This is a genomic window from Thiogranum sp., assembly GCF_058323355.1.
The window spans coordinates 19,708-44,225 of sequence record NZ_JBTTIO010000003.1 but is presented as its reverse complement, the minus strand read 5'-3'; the positions used below and the strand labels follow the sequence as shown (position 1 = coordinate 44,225).

The following is a 24,518-nucleotide window of genomic DNA, read 5'->3' as shown; positions in this document are numbered from 1 at the left end:
CCTCATTACTGAATTCGTTTCCGCTGCAACACTTGAAATTGCCGTGAAACAATTGATTCACCGGCCAGTGCTGCTTTTCCTGGTGTCAGAAAACAGGGCGGCAGAAAACACATTGCAAAAGGCTACTGCACAGGCCCGGATCTCCAGTATCATGTCAGAGTTCGACCCGCCTATACAGGTTCTGCCGGTGGGTACCGTAATAGAAGTCGTGAACAAGGATCCTGTCCTCCACAATACGCATGTATTTGACCGTAAGCGTACCCTGTTCAACGTCGCCACGCCGACCACCGACATCGCGGTACAACGCAAACTCACCCGCCCCGGCCTGTTCGGTGTCCGTTGCGACCTTCACCCGTCGATGAATGCATGGATCGCCATCGTCAGCAACCCTTATTACGCCGTTATCGATAAACCGGGCATTTTTACAATTGAGAACATAGCCCCCGGGCGTTACGAGTTACACATCCAGCGCCCCGACAGACAGGAGCAGATTCTTGTGCTGGACATGGCACCCGCAGAACAGCGGAAGATCCGGCTTCCTCCCTGAAAAATCACTCGGGGCGTGGATTCAGCATGGTTGGTGCAGCAACACCTTCAGACTGCATCAGGTCCATCGCCTCAAAGGCATTCATAACCAGCAGTACCGTGACCAGCAGGACGATAAGCAGAATAATGGGCAGACCTATACGATTAAACCAATCCATGATCCTGACCAACTTCTATGGAGAGTCTGATTAATTCGTCATCCCGGCGCAGGCCGGGATCCAGGGCGTTGAATTTTCTGGATTCCGGCCTGCGCCGGAATGACGATTTCGAATTAATCAGAGCTTCCCTATGGATAGACATACCTGAACGATCGAGATAACAGATCAAGGCTCACCCGCTGTTGTCTGTGAACCGTCAGAGCTTTTATGGTGCCGCCAGGACAGCGCGATAATTAAAAGAAAAGGAATGGAGATCAGAGCAAGAAACACGAAGAACATAAACCAGGGATAGCCGAGTGACGCCTTTACATAGGTATATTGTTGCTCAGCCGACACAACGCCTGAAAACAACAGCAGTACAAATAAAATCGATCTAGATCCCGTCTTCCAGTACTTGTTCAATTACCTGCTCCATAAGGGAAATATCTGTTGGCCCGGGGAATACTTTCCGCACAATACCTTGTTTATCGACAATGAACGTCCAGGGTTCACCTTTAATGCCCCACTCCACCCAGGTGGGATCATCCTTGTAACCATCGACATGTAGTACCGCCAGGCGCTCCCCGTACTCTTCCTGCAGGGTCGCGACACGTACCAGCTGGTCCACGCACATGGTGCAATGTTGCGGGGTACCAAAAACAACCAGGAAAGGCTTATGTTCCGCCAGCAGATCTGCAATATTCCAGCGATGCAGTTTGTCCGCCGTATTCATGGAACAGACGTCATGCCAGGTTCCACCTTCGGCAATCATGCGGTTGTTACTCTTCGGGACCGGGTCTCCTGCCGACACATTCGGTTTGAAAGCATCGCCGTCGCATGCCGCCAGCACAAGCGTTGAAAAGACAACGGCCAGCACTGAAGCGGGCCGGGTCTTTTCCGACACCCCTGACTTTCGTGTTTTATACAGGAATCGCACTGTCTATACGTATTCCTTGTTCGGATCCTTCAACCCGGTACCAATACAGATCCAGGGCACAATCGCCAGCGCAACCACACCACCCAGGCCAAAAAATCCAATCGCAATTTGAGCAGCAATACCCATTGTTACCCTCCTTACTCACACACTTGTGAATTGTCTTAACTATACACCAATCCGCTAGCGGGGTTGCAAAACCTCGCCATCTTCATCGGTTTCCTTCAAGGCCAGCAAATAACCAATCAATGCCTTGAGGTCTGTGTCCGGCAACCCGTCGTAGGCCGGCATTTCCGCCCGGTAGCGCCGTTTTGACACGCCCGGCCAGGGCGCTTTCATATAACGCTGCAACCAGTCTCCGGTACGCCTGCTGCCAACTCCATCCAGACTCGGGCCGTAGGCGTAACCATTACCAAAAACCTTGTGACAGACATTGCAGCCCTCCCGGTGGTAAATACTTTCGCCCAGCCGCGTCTGCTCGCTGTCATGGTATACGTAATGTACCCGTGGGGGCTGATCCAGAACCAGCCGGCCAACCACAATCGCCACTGCGAAGATCGACACCGCACCGATTAATACAAACCACTCTCCAGCGCGAAGTTTCACGCCCATCTGCCTGACCTATTCAAACCGGTCGTCGTCACCCTCGCTGAATATCTGCTTCGAGATATCCTCGTCAAACTGATGGTGCTTATGGGCCCAGTAAATTCCCAGTACAATGAATACCAGTGTAACCAGACCTGTAGCCGCCCAGATATAGGGAATCAGCACTTCACCTGACATACTTTTAACCTCTCACCATAAATACAACCATCATGCCCGTTACTGCACCGGCCTTGCAGCGGAAGGTGGCAGCGGGTAATTACGTGAACCGGGATTCGATTTCAGACTGACCATAAATGCGGTCAGCACTTCCCGCTCACTCCCACTCAACAGGCGAAAATCAGGCCCGAGACTGCCATCGTGCGCCGTACCCGGTACCAGGGAGGGCGGATTATCGAAATAGGCAAGCAGCCATTCCCTGCTCCGCCGTGTACCCTCACCATCCAGCACCGGTGCCACACCATTTTCTCCCAGGCGCAGCACCCGATGACAGCTGTTACACCCTTTGCGCTTGTAAAGTGCGTGACCTTGTAACGCCTGTTCGGTCCACTCAACATAATCCCTGGGCTGGCGCGGTTTGTCACCACTCGAAGAACGTCCGGCCACCATCAAAACAGCAAGCACTGCCAGCACGGCAGACAGAGAGAACATGATCTTTTCACCGCGCTTCATATACCGATAACCCGCAGATCAGAAAAGCACATGAAACAACAACTCACTCGCTGCCATACCAATCACCAGCACCACACCCACCGCACTCAAACTCAGTATAATGCGTTCCGCTTTCCTGAGCTGCTTGAGTGGTCCTATGACGTATTTGGACATCACCAGAAATATGGTCACCGCAAGCAGGATGAGCGCAAATATGAGTACCGAAATCTGATCTGTAAAAACCATACTGGCTAAAGCATACCCTCATCATGTAACCGTGTCAGGGATATCTGCACAGCTATCGTCGAGGCTTCTTTTTGGCATTGATCGTCCACACGACTGCCGCAATTCCACCCAGAATAATAATGATCTGGAACATGATCATCATATAGCCCCAGTCCCACCACGGCTGCGTATGGGTATCATTCACAAAAGTCGTTGTTACGGTTTCCCAACGCTGCCCATACCCTGGCCACGGGAAGGTCCAGAGGAACGCCTCAAACACCGTGATCACCACAATCATAATCAGCCACCACGGGATTTTCCCGTTACCTTCCTTGATTCCATCGTACTCTTCGTCTGAAAAACGTCCGAATACGGTACCTTTATCTTCCATCGATTTATCTGGATCCGACATAGCGTCACCTCATATTGATTTGGTTACTTCAGGCTCTCGAGAAAAGCGACCAGTGCGTCCATATCTTCGTCACTCAGATAGGTGAAGGCAGGCATGATCGACCCCGGCGTGACTGCACGCGGATTGCGGTGATGCACATAGTGCCAGGCCTTGACCCGGTTACGACTTCCTATGTGTAACAGGTCCGGCGCCTTGCGATCGGAGCCAAACAGACTGGGGGACTCAAGCTGCACGTCTTCAGCCGTCGGCGGTTCACCGAAATAGGTCCAGTCCTGGGTCTGCTCGGGCAACAGGGTGTGGCACCACCAGCAGCCTTCACGGATAAAGATGGTTTTCCCCTTACCCGCCAGCGTTGGCGCATCCGCACCCTGCATGAACGGGTCATGAATGTTCCAGCCGGTATGACCCCAGATTTTCTCTTTTTCCCTGGCCAGATCGCTGGGCGGGATCGTGCTCACATAGGTGGATCCGGCGACGATGGTCAACCCGATCGAGGTAAAGATCACCAGCACCACCAGAACGGTACCTACAACATATTTAGGCATGTTATTTCCTCCCTCGGGCTCAGGCAGTGGCCGGTGCTGTAACGGCACCGGATCCTACCGTTTCGTCTTGCTCCCCGTACCTGGCTGTCATAATCATGTTGTACAGGAAGATAGGCTGCGAAAGTATGATCATCAGTCCGAACACCACGCGACCAACCATATATGGGTGTGTCGCAATTACGGACTCGATATACGGGATTTCATAAACTTTTGCGGCACCCTGGACCAGGCCAGCGCCGGTCAGCGAAATCCAGAAGCCCATGAAGCCGATAGCAGTCAGCCAGAAATGCACACGCGCCAGCTTGATACTGTAGAGCTTCTTCTTAAGCAACCGTGGCAGACCATAGTAGATTGCGCCTATCTCGATGAATGTCGAGAAACCCAATAGTGCAAGGTGGGCGTGCGCAACAATCCAGTGCGTACCGTGGATGTACCAGTTGAGTGTGCGTGTCTGCTGGAATGCCCCCTGGATATTCAGCGGGATGGCGAACAGGACACCGGTGAGCGCCCACTGCAGAGAGATGTTTTTGGTAAACATCCACCACTTGTCCTTCATGGTCATCAGCATGTTCACCACGAAGGCCAGTGCAGGGATCATGATAAGCACACCACTCACTGAAGCAAAGGACTTCAACCATTCCGGAATCGGCGCACCCATCAGGTGGTGTGCACCCGGTGTAGAGTAGAACGCGATGATGGACCAGAAGTGCAAGTGTCCGATTTTGTGGCTGTACAGCGTATTACCGGATATCTTGGGAATAATATAGTAGGCAATAGCCGCCGAGACCGGGGTGATCCACAAACCGAGAACATTATGCGCATGCCACCAGGTCATATAGGCCTCACTGAGACCGGTCACCGGGAAGAAGTCCGGGATAGCGCCGATAAAGTAGGTCAGGATAATGAACAGGCAGGCGGCCCCGAAGAACCACAGGGTTACGTACAAGCCTTCCGTTTTGCGATTCAGCATCGTCAGCCACACATTGATCGCCAGTGGCAGCAACATAAACAGCAAGACATAGATATCAACCGGCCAGATCAGGTCCTGGTACTCACGACCGGTCGTAAGACCATTGATCAGCGTAATAAACACCACCACCATGCCCAGATTCCAGGCCCAGCAGTTCCAGGTGCCCAGTCTCTCGCTCCACAACTTTGTCTTGCACAGTGCCGGCGTCATGTAGCACATGGCACCCGCAAAGGCCATAAAGATCCAGCCGAATATGACAAAGTGAACGTGTACCGGTCGCACACGGCCAAAGTGCAGCCAGGGCATGTCATTCGGAAACACATCGGGCCATGCCAGGCGGAATGACGTGATAATCGCCAGCATTGTACCAATGACCAGCATGACAATCGCCGAGAAAAAGAAATGCTTCGCAGCAGTCCCCTCCGCATAATCATTGCTTGTTAGAAAGCTCATACCTCTCTCCTCTGCGAAAAACGCAAACCTATTATTTACCCTGACGTGTCATAACAGTATTCAGAAGCCAGAAGCTCAACCCGGATAGCAGGCCGGTAACAATGGATATCCCGAACCCCCAGTCCAATAAACCTGTCCAGTCATCGTGAATGCGCATACCAATCAATGGCAGGAAGGCAAGCTGGAAAACGGTGCCAAGACCTAGCCCAACCATCAGTCCACTGTAGAGAAAATTAATTAAGCGGTGCATCGCTGTTACCTCCACGTTGTTTCTTGAAAATCGTCAGAAAAATATTACTGATGTATGTCCAGTAACCGAAACCCATCAACATTGCGCCAGTTATAATCATGATGTGGTGGATAGGACCTACTGCTTCCAGTGCCTGCCCGTAAGTCATTCCGTTATGGATCATGTTGCCTTCAATAATCCCGAGCACCACCAGCGACGTAAAAAAGATCGATACGCCCAGCAACGAAAACCAGAATGACATGGTTGCCAGAACCATACTGTAGATCGGCCGCCCGACCAGTCTCGGCAGAACGTAATAGAACAACCCCATCATGCCTGTCGTAACACCACCAACCAGATTGATATGTGCGTGCGCAAGCGGATCGATAAGATGCCCTGCCGGCCCGGATTCCCTGATCCATTGTGCAATACCGGGAAACGTCTGCATCACACCCAGTATGGTTCCGATAAAAAGGTTGGTGACTGAAAGGAGAAAGAAACGCAGAATGTGTTTCTCGGCACCGGTTGTACCGGTATGCGTACTCTCTCTCCTCGACGGCGCCTGGGTAGCACGGTTCGCCAGTTCAACAAGATTACTACTCATCCATCACTGCCTCTTTCGATCACCAGTGTCCGCAGATAACTCACCACCTGCCGACGTTGCGAATCCGATAACTGCTCCCTCCATCCAATCATGGGCGTACCGACCAGCCCATCACTGATAATGGCAAACAGTTCGTCATCGGTTCTCGATTGTGTACGCTCAGCGCGTAAATCCGCCGGGCGTGGTATGACGCGGTAAGCCCACTCACCCTGCCCGTCGCCACGAACGCCATGACACGACAAACAGATCTGCGCGTAATACACCCTGCCACGCTCGACAGCACGCGGGTCTGTTCCTTCAACGTAGGTTACGGGCGACGCGGGATTGCCCACACCCGGCGCCGGGATGACATGGTTATCATCCGGTACAGCCCAGGTTGCTGCCGTCGCCAGTAACACAGCGGCAGCAAAACCCGACACTACGTATATCGTGGCCTGCGAAATCACCTTATTTCGCCACCTGCCTCATCCGGAAACTTCCTCTGTCTCAGCAGCCTTTTCGCTGACAGATTCAGTGACTGGCCCGGCACCCATTTCCCTGCGCGCCTGGTTAATATCCCAACCCGGTCGTAAAGACATGACATACCAGACCAGCTGCCAGCGTTGCTCTTCCTCCAGGAAATCCGCGAAAGAAGGCATGGGCGTTCCGTCAAACCCGGTCGTGAACGTCCGGTAGATACCCCTCGGCGTACTGGATGCCACAAACTGCGTGGGATCGGTAAAGTCCCGGGGCTCGATCGGAAGGTCATTGTCATCTTTCAACTGCGGGGCGGACGGACCATCGCCTTTACCTAACGGGCCATGACATTTCGCGCACTTCATTTCCTTGTAGACCGCCTTCCCGGCGACAACCATTTCAGGGGTTGGCGGAGGTGCCTCGCTGATTTCAACAGGCTCTTCCTGGTATTCCTTTTCTTCTTCCCAGCGTTCTGAAAGTGACTTGATATACGCCACAACCGCCCAGCGGTCACGTTCAGGCAGGAACTTGAAGGAAGGCATATCCTGGTCTGCCACCAGACCACGCGAGATGGCGGTAAACAGATCCCAGTCCGTTGGCAGGGAACCACTCGGCGTAGAGCGTACCTTGAAGACAGCACCCTGGAAGTCCCGCGGTCGACGCGGCAACTTGTGGTTGGGACTGTATTTGTCCGCCAGTTCCCAGACCGCACCGGCACCATCGCCTTTAGTGCCATGGCAACCGATACACAGCCCTCGATACGTCCACTCCCCGTACTTGAGCAGCCCCGGCGTTACTGGCGGGCTTTCGCCAACCGGCTCAATATTGCCGGTCTTTGAAGAGTACTCGAAAAAAGTCTTGTAGAACGATCTGCCCGATGACTGATCTGTCGACTGGGTCGGCACGGCGATGCTGATACTCGCGGCTAACCCGACTCCACCCGCCAGGCCAAATATCCACTTAAGATTATTCAAGGCAGCCTCCTGATATTGCTGTTGTCGCCCGCCCCCACCACAGGGGCGGGCATTAACTTCACATCGTGCCAGCGCTAACTACTTGCTGAAGCTGTAATTCACTGTTGCTGTTCCACCGGCACTGACCGTGACATCCTGTGTCGCTTCACCCAGCTTTTCGTGCCAGATCTTCACCTTGTAGGTTCCGGGAGGCACATCTGACAGCGTGAAACTGCCGTCCGCTGCGGTCACAGTAATGTAAGGGTGTTTTGCGACATAGACATAACCGAGCATCCATTCATGGGCATCGCATTTCACGATAACCTCGCCAGGCTTGCGAAGCGGTTTCTTGATGACCCTGTCCTGCAAGGGGATCGCCACGTTGTACATGGTTTTCTGTTTGGGCCCGTGATAGAGATGGGTGTTATGCAGAATCGGGTCACGGCTGACAATTCCGAGCTTTTGCCCCGCCACGCCAACACTTACGTGCGGGTCAAACATGCATTCCTTATTCTCAAAGTCGACGATACCCTTTTTATCGTAGGCCTTGCCCTTGTCGATATTTTCAATAACAACAACAGCATTTTTAAGGCCACCGCTGGCATCGATCACGTAATAATCGGCCTTGATCGTGTTACCACAGTAGTCTTTATCCTTGGTAATTTTCAGCTCGGGATTAGCCGGCGCAGTACCCTTGAAGGTAATCTTGCCGGAAATCGTCCCTCCATTTGAGACATCTATTACCTTGTAGGCATAACTCGATGTGCCCAGAGCCATCAGCACCGCACCTGCAGCCAAACTTTTAATTCCCGGTTTTCTCATCATCAATACCTCTTCCTGTTACTTGGTCGTCTCACTGGAGAGCGACAGAATGTAATTGACCAGATCCCAGACTTTACTTTCTTCGCCTTCAAAAAAGTCGGAATAAGATGGCATCGCACCGCCATCGAGGCCGCCCATAATGGTGCGATACAAATCTTCCTTACGGGCCCCGTTCTTGAAAGAAGTCCGCATGGTCAGATTGCGCGGTGGAAGCAGGAAGTCCCAGTCATCCTTCAAATCAATGGCCTTTTTGCCGTCACCCTGACCACCGCCACCATGGCATTCCCAGCACTTGAACTCCTGGTATACCTTGTAGCCGTTATTTATGCTGCCACCCGTGGATGGAATCGGGGTACCGACCACCTCAAGCACCTCCGGTTCCGAGCCTTCAAAATCAGGGTAGAGACTCTTGATGTAGTAGATAACCTTCCAGCGGTCGTCTGTATCAAGCCCGGCAAAAGACGGCATGAACCCCGGAACACCGAATGTCACCGTACGGAACAGGTCCTCATCCAAAGGTAACTCACCACTGACTGTGGAACGGAATTTATAGATACCTGCCGTGAAATCACGTGGGTGTGGCGCTGTATCCCGGCTCAGAAAATAGGCAACCGGCCCTTTACCCTCGCCCTTGAGTCCATGGCAAAAGACACAGGAACGATCATAAATCGCCTTGCCTTCAGCCACCGTATCCGCATTGACCGGTGGACGTCCTTTATAGGGCGACACCTTGATCGGCATAACCCTCGCCGCTTTGGCATCATCTCCTTCTGCCGCCTGCAACGGACCTGTCAACAGGCCTGTCAGAACGGCCAGCGAGGAGCCCAGCACTACGAATCTTTTCATCATCTTCATGTCTGATTCCTCTCTCGTTAAAAGGCCATGTCAACGCCGATGGTGTACATCGATTCCAGATTGGTCACCGGACTCTCTTCACCACCGCCGACATTCGCCGGCAGGTTCTCTGAACTTTCCAGATTGAACTGCCCGCGGGCATACAAACCGATACTTGGCGTGTAGTAGTACTTGGCGATCAGGCTCAGGAATGAAGAGTCCAGGTTAAGCCTGGCATCGCCTGGCGCAACAAATGGTGTTGGTAATGCAGACAGACCACCTGTTTCCATAAAGTCATAGCGCGCACCCAGCATCCACTTGCTGGTCACCAGCCAGTCGGCTTCGATACTGATACCCATGGCATCGGTTTCCCATTTGGACGTATTTGCGACCGCATTTCCGAAATCAGGCTCATCAATTTCATCCCAGATAACCGTGCCGTAGAGATCGAAGTACTTGTATTGCCAACGCGCACCGATACCGTAACGCTTCCAGTCGAGCGCATCCCTGGAGAATATTACGTCCCCACCTAAAGGCGGTGGAGCAAGTGTGGCTCTGGCCGCATCAGGCGCCTGGTAATAGAAACCTGACACCTGGAACGCAGAGTAATCACCAAGCACCTTGTCATAACGCAGCATGGCGTAGGTATCCCAGCGGGTATCCCGTTTATCCTCGGCGGTGTCATTCTGGGCAACACCAATCTGGTAAAGGAAGCTCGGTCCGAATGGCCGCCCGTGCACAGAAACACCTTTCTGAACCGGTGCATTAAACAGGAACGGTTCATAAGGCAAAATCGAGAACCCGTCGTTACCGCTGCTGCCAAATCGCTCCAGACCGGTCAGCGGCCCCATTGGAATCGTCCCGCCAGACGCACCCGCCTGGCCTGGCCCTGTCGTCAATCCGAACATCTTGCTGGAAAAAGCCAGCGGCAATAACGGAATTCGACCAATGGCCGGCGGGAATTCATTGGTTTCCGCCTTGGGCTTGATCGGATTTATCTGCTGCCGATGTGTGGGAAAAGAGAAAAATGAGGATGGATCAAATTGACCGATCTTGAGATTTGCGACCTGGTGTCCACCGATGTTATCGAAGATCAGGAAGGCCCTCTCAAATCCAAGTGCCGACTCGGCCGGGTCCTGGGTATCGAACTCCGCCTCAAAGAAAAAACTGACATTCCTTGTTGCTGTTCCGGCAAAGAATATATTGATTGTTCTTGGGAAAACGATATCAGGATCGTCACGGACATCGAGTTCATCGACCGGTGTCGTGTCAGAACTGAGGGAAGATTTTTCAATGTCTGCACGAAGACGCACAGCCATGAAGTTACTTACCGCATCGATCGTCGCGCCGTTCAGCTCGCCGCCGAGTAACTGTTTAAGTGTCTTCCCACCATCCTCTGTCCCGGGCAACTGGTACCCGTTTTCAGCAAAGCGCTGGCCAAACGTATTCAGGCGTGGCTGACGCGTATGACATACATTACAGGTCATATCGTACTTGCGGGCGAACGCGGGAACTGCTTCCACAACCCCGGTGTCTATTGCCCAGAGTGCAAGCGCCACGACAAAACCGCCCAGACCCAACACTAACCGGCTCCCGCTACGGGGACCTCGAGCATAATTATTTTCCATAGGTACTCCCCTTCTGCTTACCATACTGACCTGAATGCTCCAGACTGCTCCAGTAATCCATCTCATACGCAAGCAGTGCAGGCGTCACCGTACACACAAGTGGCTACTGCCCTACTGCGCAGAAGATCGAATCAGGTCAACAATAATAAAACGTCGGTTGAAACCAGTGTTTCAATCGTTTCAGGCGGGGTTTCCAGGTGTTGGCGGACGGGTTTTTACCAGTACGAATGTACCCGTGTAGTGAGAGAAGGTTTGAACACGTTCAACTTGCGGGGATACATGAAGCGGGGAATAAGTGGATGGTATCGCAAATGCCCGCACCTCATTGCAGCACTTGCAATTATCACTGCACTGGCAAGGCGAAGTCATAACACTTTCGTCCCCGGGAGATTCATCGGAACCGAGCCTTCTGACGGCTGCTTTACGGGCACCGGCATCAGCATGCCGACCAGACTGAATATCGCAGTGTGCGTGAGCGTCGTTCGTGGCGGGTTCCTTGAGTTGCTCGCTGTCGAGCTTATGCTGGACTGATTGTCCCGCATGTTCGGCGTGGGCGTCCGACGTCTTGCCGTGTCCTGCCATTGCTCCCTGCAGAGGCGCTACCGTCATGGCAATGGTCAGCAATAACGTAAGAACTTGTATGCTCGCCTCCATCCGACCTCTCTTATGCAATTATTGTTTAGGCACGCATTTACTGTGCTTATAATTTGTAGCATCGGGAACGAAGAGTGTCAACACTAATTTCGTGCCATTATTTTGACAAGACTCAGCAGCTTAAGCTCGTTTTGACAAACCCCGGGCATCGCGTATTTTTACCGGATCCCACCTGCGAGGACATGCCATGCAACCAACAAGATCACTCCTGGCCTTATTGCCTGTTCTGCAGATGTTGCTGTTATCCGCATGCAACAGCATCAGCCCTGCTGTAACAGATACTGCTGGCAATACCTTCATCCAGATTACTTCTGAGCCTGCTGGAGCAGAAGTCTATGTAATGGGAACAAAAGCCGGCGTTACGCCCATGCAGATAAGTGATCGAGACATCTACCCCGTATCGTACAAACCTGAAGTTGAACCCTATTACGGGAAAATTATTCTCCGCAAGGAAGGTTGCAAAACCTTCACCACGCGCCTGACCCGATCCGAAGTGCTTCGCGGACTCAGCGTCAAACTCGACTGTGGTGATAGTCTCGTTAACTCACTTTCACAGGAACCTTCACCTGATGCTCAGCCTGTCGCAACACCGGTGCCGAAACCACAGCCCGTCACCGTAATACCAGCGCTCGTCCTGCCTGAACAGAAACCGGATCAACCCGGCCCACACCGGAAACTCCAGGAAGAAGCGCCACCGGGCGCAGAAAACACACAGACACTGGTTACCCTTGCCGATGCCCGCACCAACAAGGCACAGCTCATCGATACCGGCGAGCCAGGCGACTCGGCAGGCGATATCCTGGTTTTCGACCAACCTCTTCTGGACAAACAATATCAACGCATCGGTACAAACAGCGGCTTCTGTATACGTACGCAACCGGGACACAGCTTTCAATGCCAATGGACCCTGACCTTCGAAGATGGAAGCATACAAGTGGCCGGACGCGAGCTTGAGCAGGGGATGTCGGACATCAGCATTGTTGGCGGCACGGGGCGATATACCAACATCCAGGGCACTATGCGGTCTTTAAACAACAACGACGGCACCTTTACCCAGACCCTCCGCTACCGCCTCAAGTAAGCTTACGAAGAAGCAAATTCGTAACCCGGAAACCGCACTCCCCCCCGAAAGCCATGTGCAGTAATTCAGCCCTGAATCACCACATCAGGTCATCCGGCACTTTATAATCCGCATAGAGGTCATCCTCATCATCATCTGTCCTTGTTACTTCCTTACTGACAACACAGGACGTGTCACGAAGCTTTATTTTCCCGGCCACCACGGAGGGGATTACCTCGTAACCCTCATCAAACCGGACAACCGCCAGAAGCCCCCGCCCCAGCTTGTCGTGGATTTCCTCTGTCACAAAGAGTTTCCTGATCGCTGTACCATCCTGGAAGTTGTATCCCAGTTCACCACCGTCACGTGGCAGGCGATTCATTTCGATCAGTTGACGAATCTGTGCCTGAAGCGCCTTGTGTTCTGCTGCCTCCTTGCGTTGCCGATTAAGTTCGCGGTCACGGGCCGCCTGCTCTGCTGCAACCCGACGTGCTGCCTCGGCGGCCTCGCTCGCTTCTCTGTCCTTCCTGTTTTTCCCGGCCTTCTGCTGCCTGTACTTTGATTTTTTAGACTTGTTGAGCTTGTCCTTGCTCACCAGGCCGGCTTTAAGCAGTTGATCACCAAATGTGTTTGCCATCGGACTTACCTTTTCACCTTAAATCTTAAGGAATGTCTGATCAATTCGTCATCCCGTAGTGCTCATTGAATTTCATTATGGCGCTCGACGGGAATAACGCATCTTCGCATTATAGCGATCCATTGGCAGCACCCCTGCCACTCTCGGGTATATCTCCTGGTTGAGATACAACATTTCTGCATCGACCTGGTCCTCGGGCAGATCCTTGTACCAGGCCTTGCGTATCCCTTCCCCGCCCGCAGACCAGCGATAACCACGCTGCTTGAGCTGGTCCTTTTTCTGGAAAGGCGCACGCTCCGCCCAGATTCGTATATCTGTCCGTGCAGCACTATCCAGCAGGCGCTTCAGCACCCGCTCTCCACTGGGCAACTTCTGACTCAAAAGCTCGATACCGGCCTGACAATCGATTGTGGCCCGGTGTCCCTCATAGAAGAAACCGTACTTGTAACCGAGGTACTCCAGCTTTACGCCTTCGAAACCTTCCTCGTTCCAGTTGACGTCCGCAATGGAACAGGCCCAGTCAATTGTCTCAAATCCTGAATAAAGCCCCTCGACAAAAGGCCGATCGAAACGGGCATTGTGCGCAATCACCAGTGAGACCCCGGAAAGAAAACGTGCAACCTCGTCCAGATCAATGGCCTGCCCTGCGACCATCTCATCCGTTATGCCCGTGATACGCGTGATAAAGGCCGAGATAGGGACACCGGGATCCTGGAGTGAATTGTATGCAGGAAGGATGCGATAGATGCGTCCGTCGGCATCGTACTCAAAAGGCACCATGGCCAACTCGATAATCTTTTCTGTCTCCGGGTTCAGACCCGTGGCCTCGGTATCGAGATAGATGCCGACTTTCTTTTCCGCACCGGTGTCTTCGTGGTACTGCGCTACTGGTTTGAGTCGTCGGATGACCTTGTAGTCACCGCTGGCGGTTAACTGGTCGATGAGAGTCCGGGTGCTAGTCATGATCTGCCCTGCTGATTGTTACGCAAGCGCGTAATCTACCATACGTGTCAACAGATCCTTATTTCCTGACCAGCCTGGCGCGTAATTCACGCAACTTCTCCTTGATCCTTGCAGCATTGCGAGGCCCTGTACGGATCAATACTTTCTGTCCGGCGGACAACGCCTCCAGCTCGGGATCGGCATACAGATACAGCACGTGCGGACGTACCAGCGATACGCGCCCGCCAACATCGGGCGTTTCCAGCAGGTGGTCGATGACATCGATCAGGCGGTCATTGAAATACGCCGAAGGATAGCCTGCATCTTCATAGGCTGCCTGTATCAAGGGATAGTAGTGCAGGTAAAGGGCGATCAACTGTTCACTGTCCAGGGATTCCAGCAGATCAATATAGGCACCGTAACGCGCGTAGTTCTCATTGCTCAGATAAAAACCGTTATCGTCCTGGTCAACAATCAGCTGTCCACGCACTGACTGGTTGGATCGGTGTTTTCTGTTCAGCAGATGTTTGCGTGGAAGATTATCTACTGTCACAACAAAACGCCGTATGATGTGATTCAGATTAAGCAGGGAATCCAGTGCCTGTCGGGCGGCAAGTGTGTAGAGATCCTGTCTTAACGCATCGTCACTGTCATCCAGCGTTGGCAAAGGGGGCTCCGGTACAGTGGCCGGAGTTTCTTCTTCGGAGGGAGTTTCCGGCAACGGGGCAGGTTCCACGACAGGCTTGACCTGCTCGGGATGCTCCGGTATCGGGTAACGAATTACCGGCTCCTGCGGTTCCGCTTCAGGCTGTTGCATGCCGGTTTCGAGCGGCAGCTTCAGCATCTGCCGATCCGGCTTCTGTGGCAGAAAATATTTCACAGCCGTCACGATTGCCAGTATCAGCACTACCGCAACAACATAATCTGATTTTTTCATCATCAACCCCGACAACGTCCATTTACGCCTGTATTTAAACCATCAGCCCGTACCACATGGGCAGTGTCAGCATACTCAGTACCGTCGTGATCGTCACCGCGGCCGCATACAGACTGACATCGAGATTGTAACGGTCGCAAAAGACAATACCCAGCACCATACTGGGCATGGCCGTTTCCAGAATCACGGCGGCTTTCAATTCCCCGCTCAGGCCGATGGCCGAGGCAAACAGCACAATAACCGCAGGGACGACCAAAAGGCGGAGCAGTACTACCGGGATAACGGATGGAAGCGTCTTCCATTGTGCCCGGTTCCACTCCAGGCTAAGCCCCAGGCTGAACAGCATCAACGGCACCACACCACGTTCCAGCAAACCCAGCAAACCGTCAATAATCGTGTGGCCGGGAATCTCCAGAAGATTCAATGTCACTGCCACGCCTGCTGCCCACAACGCCGGTATACGCAGCAGCTCCCCCATCATACCGGTGGCCTTTACTTGTGCATCACCATAATGCGAAGCCACCAGGACGCCCAGTGTGAACAACAATGGTGTACAGGCAAACAGGTCATACTGTATGGCGACACTCCGCGCCCACGGCCCGAAAGCCGCCTCCAGCACGGGCAGACCAAGATAGGTTGTATTGGGAAATGCTGTAGCAAGAACCACCGCCCCGGTAACCGCCGGCTTCGCCTTGCAGACACGGCAGGACAAAATACTTAACCCCATACCGAGAATAACAGCAACCGCAGCGGACAGTGCGATGAGCAGGGCGGTACTTCCCAGCTCGGCTTTCCAGAGCACCGACAGCACCAGCGCCGGCAATAGCAGGTAGTACACCAGCGAGGTCAGAACCTTGCGGGTTTCAACCGGCCCCAGGCCTGCCGGTTTGAATATACTCCAGCCGATTCCACAAACAATCAAACCGGCCATTTGTACCAGCACTTCAAGCATTTTTCTGCCCTGCCAATTGCCCTGTTATGAACTGAACGTGATAACACCACACATTGTAACAGCCCTGTCGCGAATACCGGGTTACAGGGTTATACTACACTCGCGATCGGGCTCACCTGGCAGGAACAAGGATGATAGCGCGTAAAAAAGTTGTCCCACCGGTTACACCAAAGATTATACAAACAACTCCCCGCCAGCGATTTATTCAATACGGGCTGTTGCTTCTCGCCTTCGTTGTTACAGCCTGGTTCAGTTATGAAGCCGGTCACGACAAGGCACCGGTTGACGGGAATGTGCTGACTGCACAATCACAGGTATCACAACAGCGCATTGCCGAACTTGAACAGGAGCGCGATTCACTGAAGCAGCAGGTCGTGGAGCTGGAACAGAGCGTGAAACAGATCAGCGAGGCGCTTGCCACTGATCGACGCCTTCAGCAGGCACCCGAACCTGTCATTCCGGCTCAACGTAAAGCCCCGGTATCGCGGCCTGCTGCCACCCTAAAAGAATCCGCAGGTTTCCTGCTCGGACTGGAAGATATTCGTATTGAACAGGCGCAAGCAGAGAATGTATACCGGGTCAGTTTTTCCGTCATAAACGAGGCTGGCAATGACGACCGGGTAACGGGCACTATATGGATCGCCGTCAACGGGTTTGACGGCAAAGTACCCAAACGACTTTCTTTCAAAAGGCTGTCACCAGACAGGCGCTCGTATGTGAAGATGGGCTTTAACCGGAAGCAGGACATCAGCGAAGATATTGCACTGCCCGACGGCTTTCGCCCTAAAAACATCCTGATCGAAGCAAAACCCTACGGCGAAAAATATACCGGCACTTCCGGGAAAATCAGCTGGGCAACAAACCAGGGAAGGTCTGATTAATTCGTCATCCCGGCGCAGGCCGGGATCCGGCTCATTGAACCTACGGATTCCGGCATACGCCAGAATGACGGGAAACGAATCATAAAAAATGCCGGCCGGATTCACACCCGGCCGGCATTATAAAAGGTTCACGTTGCGTTACTTGTTCGCTTCGCGTTCCTTCACTTCCTTGATGACTTCTTCCGCCACGTTGTTCGGGCACGGTGCATAGTGCGAGAACTCCATGGAGAACTGACCACGACCGGAGGTCATGGTGCGCAGGTCACCGATGTAGCCGAACATTTCACTCAGCGGTGCATCGGCCTTGACACGAACACCGGTCGGACCGGCTTCCTGTGCCTTGATCATGCCACGGCGTCGGTTAAGGTCGCCGATCACATCACCGACGTTGTCGTCCGGCGTGAATACATCCACCTTCATGATCGGTTCCAGCAACTGCGGGGCAGCCTTGGGCACAGACTGACGGTAAGCGCCCTTGGCGGCAATCTCGTAGGCCACAGCCGAGGAGTCGACGGCGTGGTAGGCACCGTCCATCAGGGTAACCTTCACGTCCAGCAGCGGGAAGCCGGCGAGCACGCCCGTTTCCATGCTGGTGCGGAAGCCCTTTTCAACAGCCGGCCAGAATTCGCGCGGCACGTTACCACCGGTCACTTTGGATTCAAATTCGAAGCCACTGTTCACTTCGCCCGGCTCGATGATGTAGTCGATCCTGGCGAACTGGCCGGAACCACCGGTCTGCTTCTTGTGTGTGTAGCTGTCTTCAACACGTTTGGTGATGGTTTCGCGGTAGGCCACCTGCGGCTTGCCGACTTCAACATCAATTCCGTGAGTACGCTTGAGGATATCGACCTTGATATCCAGGTGCAGCTCACCCATACCTTTGATGATAGTTTCACCGGATTCCTCGTCAGTCTCAACACGGAAAGACGGATCTTCCTGTACCATCTTGCTGATGGCGATACCCATCTTCTCGGAACCTGCCTTGTCTTTCGGCGAAATCGCGATAGAGATAACCGGATCCGGGAACACCATCGGTTCCAGCGTGGCCGGGTGCTTGGGATCACACAGGGTGTGGCCGGTCTGCACGTTCTTCATGCCGACGATAGCGATAATGTCGCCCGCCTGCGCTGAGCTGATTTCCTCGCGATCGTCAGCGTGCATCACCACCATGCGGCCGATACGTTCGGTCTTGCCGGTGAAGGTGTTGAGGATGGTATCGCCCTTATTGATGCGGCCCGAGTAGATACGCACAAAGGTCAGCGCACCAAAGCGGTCGTCCATAATCTTGAATGCCAGCGCGCGCAGCGGACGGTCGGGATCGACAATGGCGAATTCGCCCGTTTCGTTACCTTCCTTGTCGACTTCAGGCTGAGGCTTGACCTCGGTCGGGCACGGCAGGTAATCGACAACCGCATCCAGCACCAGTTGCACACCCTTGTTCTTGAACGAGGAGCCACAGTAGGTCGGGAAGAAGTCCAGCGCGATCGTACCCTTGCGGATACAACGCTTGAGGTCTTCCACGGATGGCTCTTCGCCTTCCAGGTAGGCTTCCATCAGGTCGTCATCCTGCTCAAGCGCAGTTTCGACCATCTTTTCACGCCACTCTTCGACCAGGTCGGTCATATCGGCCGGTACGTCTTCGATGGTGTAGTTCATCGGATCACCGGAGTCATCCCAGATCCATGCCTTGCGGGTCAGCAGATCGACCATGCCTTTCAGCTCATCTTCCACACCAATCGGCAGCACCATCACCAGCGGGTTGGCCGCCAGTACGTCTTCCACCTGCTTGACCACACGGTAGAAGTCGGCGCCAACACGGTCCAGCTTGTTGACGTAGATAATACGCGCCACTTCGGATTCGTTGGCATAACGCCAGTTGGTCTCGGACTGCGGTTCCACACCGCCGGAGGCACAGAACACCCCAACACCGCCATCGAGCACTTTCAGTGAACGATACACTTCGATGGTGAAATCCACGTGTCCGGGGGTGTCAATAATGTTCAGCCGATGACCGTTCCACTCACAGGTGGTCGCAGCGGACTGGATGGTAATGCCGCGTTCCTGTTCCTGTTCCATGAAGTCGGTAGTGGCGGCGCCGTCGTGCACCTCACCAATCTTGTGGATCTTGCCGGTCAGTTTCAGGATACGCTCGGTGGTCGTGGTCTTGCCGGCGTCCACGTGGGCGAAAATACCGATATTCCGGTAATGGCTTAGGTCTGTCATGGTATCAACTCACTAACTTGTAAAATCGTCATGGACTGCACTTTCCGTCTGCCGAAAATAAAACAAACCATGTTAAATCAATAACATGGCTTGCATCTCGGTCAAACTGGCGAAGAGCTGCCGTGCCGCGAAGGTCTGCCCGTCCGCCTGTGGCGAACGGTCATTCCGTCCTGAATGGCCGCGTATCATACCGGAAAATGGCGGTTCTGTATGGAGAATTTAATATTTCCGAGAAAAATCAGCGCGGCAGGGCCATATCTTCATCCGGGGCTGCCCGGTATAGAGAACTGATGCGGATGGCACGCGGTTCAATAATGCAGGCCTCGCGGCACTGGCCACAGCCGATACACAGAGTAACATCAATCACCGGTTTCCAGTTTTCCCAGGCAAGCGCACCGGGCAGTGGGCAGGAAGCCGCGCAGGCACCGCATTCCGGCCCCTGCCAGGGCAGACAGCGTTCGGTATCGATTTCCGCAACGGCCAGTTTTGGCGGCGGCAGGGGATCGTCATCTTGCTCCCGCTCAGGCAAGCGCAAGGCATTCGGCTCACAGGCACTCACGCAAGGCCAGTCTTCACACAGGTGACAGCTCGTGTTGGCGAGATCCAGGGCCGGTGTACCGGCAAACTGCACACCCAGTCGTGCCTGCAAGGGAAAGATTGTCTGGTGTGGGCAGGCCTCGATACAGGCATTACAGCGCGTACAGGCGAGCAGAAACTCCAGCTCATCCAGCGCATAAGGCGGACGTATCCAGTGTGCCGCGTGGCGCGCCACCTGTTTGTCCACCTCCTGCACCAGCGTCTCGCCGGTCTTGCTCGCCACCTGGCGGAAAAAAGCGCGTCGAGTGAGGTCCATTACATTCTCATAATCATGGGTTGCGACAACAACCACAGGTGAAACCCGGTGATCAACACAACAAACCCGAGCATCGGCACCAGCCGCCAGCTGCCGGTCTGCCCTCCCGCAGCCAGTAATGTACGTCCACGGTGACGCACAATCTGCACGGCAATCCAGAACCCGAACACCATCAACCCGGCCTGCAGGGCAAACAATGTCTCCTGTGAAATCAGCATATCAAAGTGACGCGCGTGCTTTTCCGCCATACTCAACGGCGCCATGCCGATACCCAGCGGATTCTCGAACACCGCCCCCACGCCCACCCCTTCGCGAACCAGGTGGTTCAGGTTGTGCGCCAGGTGGTAGGCAAACGCCAGCGGCAGCGCCACAAAGGCCAGCGTGGTGAACAGGCGCCGGAACGATGTGCCAGCCACCAGCGGCCGGGTAAACAGTATAAACAGGGCGTACACCAGCACCACGGCCGCCATGCTGCCAAACATGCCCAGCGTAAAACTGGCCAGCAACTGTCCCGAGTCATTGATCATGCGCGCAACGTCACTCATCCATGTTTCCCAGAAATCCATCATCGACAGGCCATGAAACCCGGTCAACGCCAGCAGCCCGATCATGAACCAGGCTTCATCATGACGCGGCCGCGCGTCCTGTACTGCCTCAACACTGGGCGAACGTAAACGCCAGGCCACGTTGTCGTGCGGACAACTGCGCACACAATTTCCGCAGGAGGTACAGTAGCTGTTCTGTTTCAACCGCCCCATCACCAGCCAGGTCGGGCAGGGTTCAGTATCTTTATTGCCGTGGTAACAATCCAGTGTCGTGCAGTCCGCACAGGTCTGCGTATCGATCGGTCGCAGTTCGACAGGTGCCAGTTGTGAATAGAACCCCACCGTGCGACCCACCGGACAGAAGTAACGGCAAAAGGCCTTGCGCTCGAAGATGGCCAGCGAGCTGGTGGCCATCACCACCATCAACAGTGACACTGCCGCTGTAGCATACGGGTCTGTTGTGATGCCGAGACCCAGCTCCAGCCAGGTAAGTGCGACAAACATGAACAACGCCGGCCAGATGGTACGCAGCATGCGCGGCACACGCAGGTTAAGGCTGTTGTCAGGCTCGGCACGCTTCCATAACCGGCGACGCACCAGCCATTGCGCCAGTGTGTCCCATGGACAAACGGCACACCAGGCCGTGCCGAGAAAGAACACGGAAAATATCAGCCCGGCCCACCAGATATTCCAGGTGAGCACGGTTGCGATATTACGTTCCGGGATCGGGTTGCCGAACAGGCCGGCGTAAATCACCAGCAGGAACAGTGCAACAAAGACAAATTTCAGGATCAGCAGGATTTTCGGGCTAGAGACCAGGTAACGCACCACCCCCCGCAACAGCGGTGCGCGCGCAAGACTGTAAACAGCAGCACCGGCAGATCCCGGCAAGGGTGCAATCACCGCCCACAGGGTCAGTATAATCATACCGCCAATCACCACCATACCCCATACCGCAGGCAGGCCGGGGTGGGTCATGATCACGGGGTATCTTCTCCCCGGCCGGCAACAGCCTGCTCATCGCGGTGTGCCGCACGAATACGGTCACGCTGCAGGCGCTTGCGCTGGAACAGATTGGCGACAATCAGCACGACCAGTAAAACCAGTACCGCCAGCGTGACAGGACCCACCGGCGACGGCTGTCCGATACGCAACGGAAAATCGACCGTATAGGGTTCACCTTCCGCCTGGAACTCGGCACGGATAATATAGCTGCCATCGTCACTGAACACGAAACCCTGCCGGAATACATTGTCATCCACCGGCTGCACACCCAGCAGCTCCGGCTCGGAACCACCGAACCAGACATCGTCACGCACGGTAAAGGTGACTTCACCGGTAAACGGCTCACCGCTATCCATGTGACTGGCATACAGGTTGATGCGCCCCGGTTCACCGGCGCGTGGAAACGCCGGGTACACCATATAGGTCACAAAATAATTACCGATCTGGGTTTCCACCTGCATGCTCGGCGGTGTGTTGGAATCTTCATTCAGACTATACGCAGGGCGCCCCAGCACATGGTGGGCAAACGCCGGTACCATAAAGGCAAACAGGCAACAGGCAAGGACAAACTGTCGTAGATTTTTCATACGCGATGACGGGCTACCGTTCCTTCCGAGCGTTTCACAATACGGATCGGCAGGCTCGGGTGTGGACAGACTTCCACACACAACCCGCAACCGACACATTCCGATTTTACAACAGGCTTGTACTGGTTCCAGTACTTGAAACCGATGGCACGTTCCCCCAGCGGGCAAATACTGACACAGGCGCCACAGATGCCCCGATCTACCCACGGGTAACAGGCGCTACGGTCGATCTGCGCGATCCCCATGTCGACATCATTACGTGGGGTCTCGGTCAGCGCCTCGGTGGGGCACACCTCCATACACTTGTTGCACAGGATACAGGCTTTCTGTTCCGGATCGATGTAGGGTGTGTTGGCCTTGTCACCTCCCTCACGCTGGTAAAAATTAATACAACGTGGCGGGCACACCTCCCCACAAAGTCCACAGCCAATACAGGCTCTGTTGAAAGCGTCATCATCCTTCAACGCACCGGGCGGTCGCAGGTGGGTACTGAAATCCGCCCGCGCCTCCGGCATCATGAAACGTACAAAACCATAGGGCAGGGTACTGGCAGCGGCTATGCCCGCGGCATAGACAAGTCGCTGCAGAACGGTGCGACGCTGGATCATGCTACCTTCTCCGCCTGTTCCGCAGCCTGTTGTTCACGCTGGTAACGCTTGCCCAGATGTCCATGCCCCTGGTAACTCACGTCCTTCAGTTTGATTTCGAAGGTCAGCGCATCTGTCGGGCAAACCGCAATACAGGCTGTACAGTTGTTGCACTCCTGACCAAAACCATCGCGCAGGGGATCGAGGCCGAACTCGCAAACCGCGTTGCACTTGGCGCAATCGTTACAGTTCTCCACGATGCGCTGGATGCGCAGCAGGCGGTACCGCCCCAATAGCGAATACAGGGCGCCACCCGGGCACAGGTAGCGGCAAAAACCACGCTGCGCCACCATCAGGTCGAACAACAGCGTCGCAGCGAAGAACACGGCACCGGCGCCAAAGCCGCCAAGCGCAACGGCGTAGTAGATTTCCCGCCCGGCCACGGCCGGCGGATAGACGGCTGCCACCACCACCGAACCGGTCACCATGGATATCAGCAGACCGGCGGCCAGCACCACGTACTTGAAACGCTTGTCGAGCTGGCGGCGCCCGGTGTGCAGACCCACACGCCGCAACAGAATGGCAAAATTGCTGTTCAGTTCATACAGAAAACTGGCCGGACAGATCCACCCGCAATAGAAGCGGCCGAACAGTACAGTGAACAATACAGGAATCAGGGCAGTAAGCAGGAAAGGGGTATACAGATTCATCCCCGCCGCCATCTGCCCCAGCGCTGCCAGCGGATCGCTGAGTTGCAGGCCGAAAAAAGTGCCGGACCAGGTATTGCCCTTGATGGCGTCAAGATCCTCGGCGGGATCGCTGACAAAGGGTGCCGTCAGCATTTCCATAGTGTCGTACAGCTCCTTCTCCTGTGGCGCCAGCAGGTCATAGGCGTGTGCCGCCACATAGGTCTGGTAGACATGCACGAACGGCAACAGCACCAGCATCGAAAAAACAGTCGCCAGCGTCAGCCAGCGCAACTTGTTCAGGTGCCGCCAGAGAAAAAACGGTGTGCTTCCGGTGTTCATGCTTTACCCGTAGTTGGGGACAATACGAATCGCCTGTGGCATCTGGATACAGGAACGTTCACACAAACCACAGCCAACGCATTTGTCGGTGACGTGCGGCTGTTCCAGCAGCCCCACGGTAATGGCAACATCCTGCAGTGGACAGGCCCGGTAACAGACACCGCAAGTCTTGCCCTGGTAAGACAGGCACAGGCGCTTGTCGACTACTGCATGGCCCATACGCACGCCTTCAAGAATCGGTTCCAGTTCACGGACAATCGGCTGAATGGCGCCGCTGGGGCACACATCGCCACATTTCATGCACAGGATACAGGCCTTTTCGCGGGGAATGATGTAGGGCGTATCCAGCGAAGCCAGACCATTGTCCATAGCAAAGTAACTGATACAGCGGTTGGGACAGGCCTCCCCGCACTGGCCGCAGCGGATACACCGGCTGAGAAACTCGTCCTCGGCCACCGCACCCGGCGGGCGCAGATAGCGTATCGACGAACGCCTGGGCAGTGCCGCAGACGCTACCGGTGCAGCAGCTGTTGCAGCAGCGACACCGATAGACTTGATAAACGTTCTGCGTTGCATGCCAAACCCGCTCAAAGAACCTTGATTGATACGTCATGCCGGCGCAGGC

General features: G+C 54.5%; 31 protein-coding genes. 3 read left to right on the top strand and 28 right to left on the bottom strand.

From position 1 onward, the window contains the following. Window positions 1-547 (top strand): cupredoxin domain-containing protein (locus ACW81B_RS00790; RefSeq protein ID WP_491578288.1); only part of this gene is annotated, 547 nt, incomplete at its 5' end. A 4-nt stretch (window positions 548-551) separates the two neighbouring features. Here ACW81B_RS00790 and ACW81B_RS00785 read toward each other — a convergent pair. The 17 genes from ACW81B_RS00785 to ACW81B_RS00705 all read right to left on the bottom strand — a co-directional run bounded on the left by ACW81B_RS00785 (window position 552) and on the right by ACW81B_RS00705 (window position 10,957). Next, complete coding sequence (locus tag ACW81B_RS00785) at window positions 552-704, bottom strand: hypothetical protein (protein ID WP_491578287.1); 153 nt, start codon at window positions 702-704, stop codon at window positions 552-554. Between the two features lie 373 nt (window positions 705-1,077). Next, complete coding sequence (locus tag ACW81B_RS00780; RefSeq protein ID WP_491578286.1) at window positions 1,078-1,587, bottom strand: TlpA family protein disulfide reductase; 510 nt, start codon at window positions 1,585-1,587, stop codon at window positions 1,078-1,080. A 36-nt stretch (window positions 1,588-1,623) separates the two neighbouring features. Further along, window positions 1,624-1,746, bottom strand: coding sequence for a hypothetical protein (locus ACW81B_RS00775; protein WP_491578285.1), 123 nt, complete (start codon window positions 1,744-1,746; stop codon window positions 1,624-1,626). 54 nt (window positions 1,747-1,800) lie between these two features. Next, entirely contained in the window at window positions 1,801-2,229 is a 429-nt protein-coding gene (locus ACW81B_RS00770; RefSeq protein ID WP_491578284.1) for a c-type cytochrome, read from the bottom strand. A 9-nt stretch (window positions 2,230-2,238) separates the two neighbouring features. Continuing rightward, window positions 2,239-2,400: a hypothetical protein gene (locus ACW81B_RS00765; RefSeq protein WP_491578283.1), complete on the bottom strand. Its 162-nt coding sequence runs from the start codon at window positions 2,398-2,400 to the stop codon at window positions 2,239-2,241. Window positions 2,401-2,439: 39 nt separating this feature from the next. Then, window positions 2,440-2,892, bottom strand: coding sequence for a c-type cytochrome (locus ACW81B_RS00760; RefSeq protein ID WP_491578282.1), 453 nt, complete (start codon window positions 2,890-2,892; stop codon window positions 2,440-2,442). A gap of 18 nt (window positions 2,893-2,910) precedes the next feature. Next, window positions 2,911-3,117 carry a hypothetical protein gene (locus ACW81B_RS00755; RefSeq protein ID WP_491578281.1) on the bottom strand — a complete coding sequence of 69 codons (207 nt, stop codon included), beginning with the start codon at window positions 3,115-3,117 and terminating at the stop codon, window positions 2,911-2,913. A 52-nt stretch (window positions 3,118-3,169) separates the two neighbouring features. Continuing rightward, a complete protein-coding gene (locus tag ACW81B_RS00750) occupies window positions 3,170-3,508 on the bottom strand; it encodes a cbb3-type cytochrome c oxidase N-terminal domain-containing protein (protein WP_491578280.1) in 339 nt (112 codons plus the stop codon). Between the two features lie 23 nt (window positions 3,509-3,531). Continuing rightward, window positions 3,532-4,053 carry a cbb3-type cytochrome c oxidase subunit II gene (locus tag ACW81B_RS00745; protein WP_491578279.1) on the bottom strand — a complete coding sequence of 174 codons (522 nt, stop codon included), beginning with the start codon at window positions 4,051-4,053 and terminating at the stop codon, window positions 3,532-3,534. 19 nt (window positions 4,054-4,072) lie between these two features. Continuing rightward, the gene (locus ACW81B_RS00740) at window positions 4,073-5,476 is read right to left on the bottom strand and encodes a cbb3-type cytochrome c oxidase subunit I (RefSeq protein ID WP_491578278.1); all 1,404 of its coding nucleotides are present in this window, start codon (window positions 5,474-5,476) and stop codon (window positions 4,073-4,075) included. Between the two features lie 31 nt (window positions 5,477-5,507). Continuing rightward, on the bottom strand, window positions 5,508-5,726 hold the full coding sequence (locus ACW81B_RS00735; RefSeq protein ID WP_491578277.1) for a hypothetical protein: 219 nt from the start codon (window positions 5,724-5,726) through the stop codon (window positions 5,508-5,510). Continuing rightward, window positions 5,710-6,309, bottom strand: a complete 600-nt coding sequence (locus tag ACW81B_RS00730; RefSeq protein ID WP_491578276.1) for a cbb3-type cytochrome c oxidase subunit I — start codon at window positions 6,307-6,309, stop codon at window positions 5,710-5,712. Before ACW81B_RS00730 ends, ACW81B_RS00735 begins: the two co-directional genes overlap by 17 nt. Continuing rightward, window positions 6,306-6,728 carry a c-type cytochrome gene (locus tag ACW81B_RS00725; protein WP_491578275.1) on the bottom strand — a complete coding sequence of 141 codons (423 nt, stop codon included), beginning with the start codon at window positions 6,726-6,728 and terminating at the stop codon, window positions 6,306-6,308. Before ACW81B_RS00725 ends, ACW81B_RS00730 begins: the two co-directional genes overlap by 4 nt. Window positions 6,729-6,773: 45 nt before the next feature. Then, a complete protein-coding gene (locus ACW81B_RS00720; RefSeq protein ID WP_491578274.1) occupies window positions 6,774-7,739 on the bottom strand; it encodes a c-type cytochrome in 966 nt (321 codons plus the stop codon). A gap of 78 nt (window positions 7,740-7,817) precedes the next feature. Then, complete coding sequence (locus tag ACW81B_RS00715; RefSeq protein ID WP_491578273.1) at window positions 7,818-8,516, bottom strand: carboxypeptidase regulatory-like domain-containing protein; 699 nt, start codon at window positions 8,514-8,516, stop codon at window positions 7,818-7,820. Window positions 8,517-8,558: 42 nt separating this feature from the next. Next, window positions 8,559-9,395, bottom strand: a complete 837-nt coding sequence (locus ACW81B_RS00710; protein WP_491578272.1) for a c-type cytochrome — start codon at window positions 9,393-9,395, stop codon at window positions 8,559-8,561. A 17-nt stretch (window positions 9,396-9,412) separates the two neighbouring features. Next, entirely contained in the window at window positions 9,413-10,957 is a 1,545-nt protein-coding gene (locus tag ACW81B_RS00705) for a hypothetical protein (RefSeq protein WP_491578271.1), read from the bottom strand. An 886-nt stretch (window positions 10,958-11,843) separates the two neighbouring features. Between ACW81B_RS00705 and ACW81B_RS00700 the strand changes: the two genes are divergently transcribed. Beyond that, complete coding sequence (locus ACW81B_RS00700; protein WP_491578270.1) at window positions 11,844-12,737, top strand: dirigent protein; 894 nt, start codon at window positions 11,844-11,846, stop codon at window positions 12,735-12,737. A 76-nt stretch (window positions 12,738-12,813) separates the two neighbouring features. Here the strand turns inward: ACW81B_RS00700 and ACW81B_RS00695 are convergent, their stop codons facing one another. The 4 genes from ACW81B_RS00695 to ACW81B_RS00680 form a co-directional block, all read right to left on the bottom strand. Further along, the gene (locus ACW81B_RS00695) at window positions 12,814-13,353 is read right to left on the bottom strand and encodes a DUF2058 domain-containing protein (RefSeq protein ID WP_491578269.1); all 540 of its coding nucleotides are present in this window, start codon (window positions 13,351-13,353) and stop codon (window positions 12,814-12,816) included. Window positions 13,354-13,428: 75 nt separating this feature from the next. Further along, the gene (locus ACW81B_RS00690) at window positions 13,429-14,316 is read right to left on the bottom strand and encodes a 3'-5' exonuclease (RefSeq protein WP_491578268.1); all 888 of its coding nucleotides are present in this window, start codon (window positions 14,314-14,316) and stop codon (window positions 13,429-13,431) included. Between the two features lie 58 nt (window positions 14,317-14,374). Further along, on the bottom strand, window positions 14,375-15,235 hold the full coding sequence (locus tag ACW81B_RS00685; protein ID WP_491578267.1) for a DUF3014 domain-containing protein: 861 nt from the start codon (window positions 15,233-15,235) through the stop codon (window positions 14,375-14,377). Between the two features lie 31 nt (window positions 15,236-15,266). Beyond that, on the bottom strand, window positions 15,267-16,184 hold the full coding sequence (locus tag ACW81B_RS00680) for an AEC family transporter (RefSeq protein ID WP_491578266.1): 918 nt from the start codon (window positions 16,182-16,184) through the stop codon (window positions 15,267-15,269). A gap of 131 nt (window positions 16,185-16,315) precedes the next feature. On the opposite strand from ACW81B_RS00680, the gene ACW81B_RS00675 reads away from it, so the two are divergent. Beyond that, on the top strand, window positions 16,316-17,065 hold the full coding sequence (locus tag ACW81B_RS00675; RefSeq protein WP_491578265.1) for a DUF6776 family protein: 750 nt from the start codon (window positions 16,316-16,318) through the stop codon (window positions 17,063-17,065). 138 nt (window positions 17,066-17,203) lie between these two features. Here ACW81B_RS00675 and fusA read toward each other — a convergent pair whose 3' ends face one another. The 7 genes from fusA to ACW81B_RS00640 form a co-directional block, all read right to left on the bottom strand. Next, window positions 17,204-19,288: an elongation factor G gene (gene fusA / locus ACW81B_RS00670; protein ID WP_491578264.1), complete on the bottom strand. Its 2,085-nt coding sequence runs from the start codon at window positions 19,286-19,288 to the stop codon at window positions 17,204-17,206. Between the two features lie 238 nt (window positions 19,289-19,526). Next, on the bottom strand, window positions 19,527-20,141 hold the full coding sequence (locus ACW81B_RS00665; protein WP_491578263.1) for a 4Fe-4S dicluster domain-containing protein: 615 nt from the start codon (window positions 20,139-20,141) through the stop codon (window positions 19,527-19,529). After that, window positions 20,141-21,664 (bottom strand): 4Fe-4S binding protein, encoded by a 1,524-nt coding sequence (locus ACW81B_RS00660; protein ID WP_491578289.1) that lies wholly within the window; start codon window positions 21,662-21,664, stop codon window positions 20,141-20,143. Before ACW81B_RS00660 ends, ACW81B_RS00665 begins: the two co-directional genes overlap by 1 nt. Before the next feature lie 2 nt (window positions 21,665-21,666). Further along, entirely contained in the window at window positions 21,667-22,278 is a 612-nt protein-coding gene (locus ACW81B_RS00655; RefSeq protein ID WP_491578262.1) for a hypothetical protein, read from the bottom strand. Then, on the bottom strand, window positions 22,275-22,886 hold the full coding sequence (locus tag ACW81B_RS00650) for a 4Fe-4S dicluster domain-containing protein (RefSeq protein ID WP_491578261.1): 612 nt from the start codon (window positions 22,884-22,886) through the stop codon (window positions 22,275-22,277). The genes ACW81B_RS00655 and ACW81B_RS00650 overlap by 4 nt, the downstream gene beginning before the upstream one ends. Continuing rightward, window positions 22,883-23,893, bottom strand: coding sequence for a 4Fe-4S binding protein (locus ACW81B_RS00645; protein WP_491578260.1), 1,011 nt, complete (start codon window positions 23,891-23,893; stop codon window positions 22,883-22,885). Before ACW81B_RS00645 ends, ACW81B_RS00650 begins: the two co-directional genes overlap by 4 nt. A 3-nt stretch (window positions 23,894-23,896) precedes the next feature. After that, complete coding sequence (locus ACW81B_RS00640) at window positions 23,897-24,469, bottom strand: 4Fe-4S dicluster domain-containing protein (protein ID WP_491578259.1); 573 nt, start codon at window positions 24,467-24,469, stop codon at window positions 23,897-23,899. Window positions 24,470-24,518: the final 49 nt, after the last annotated feature.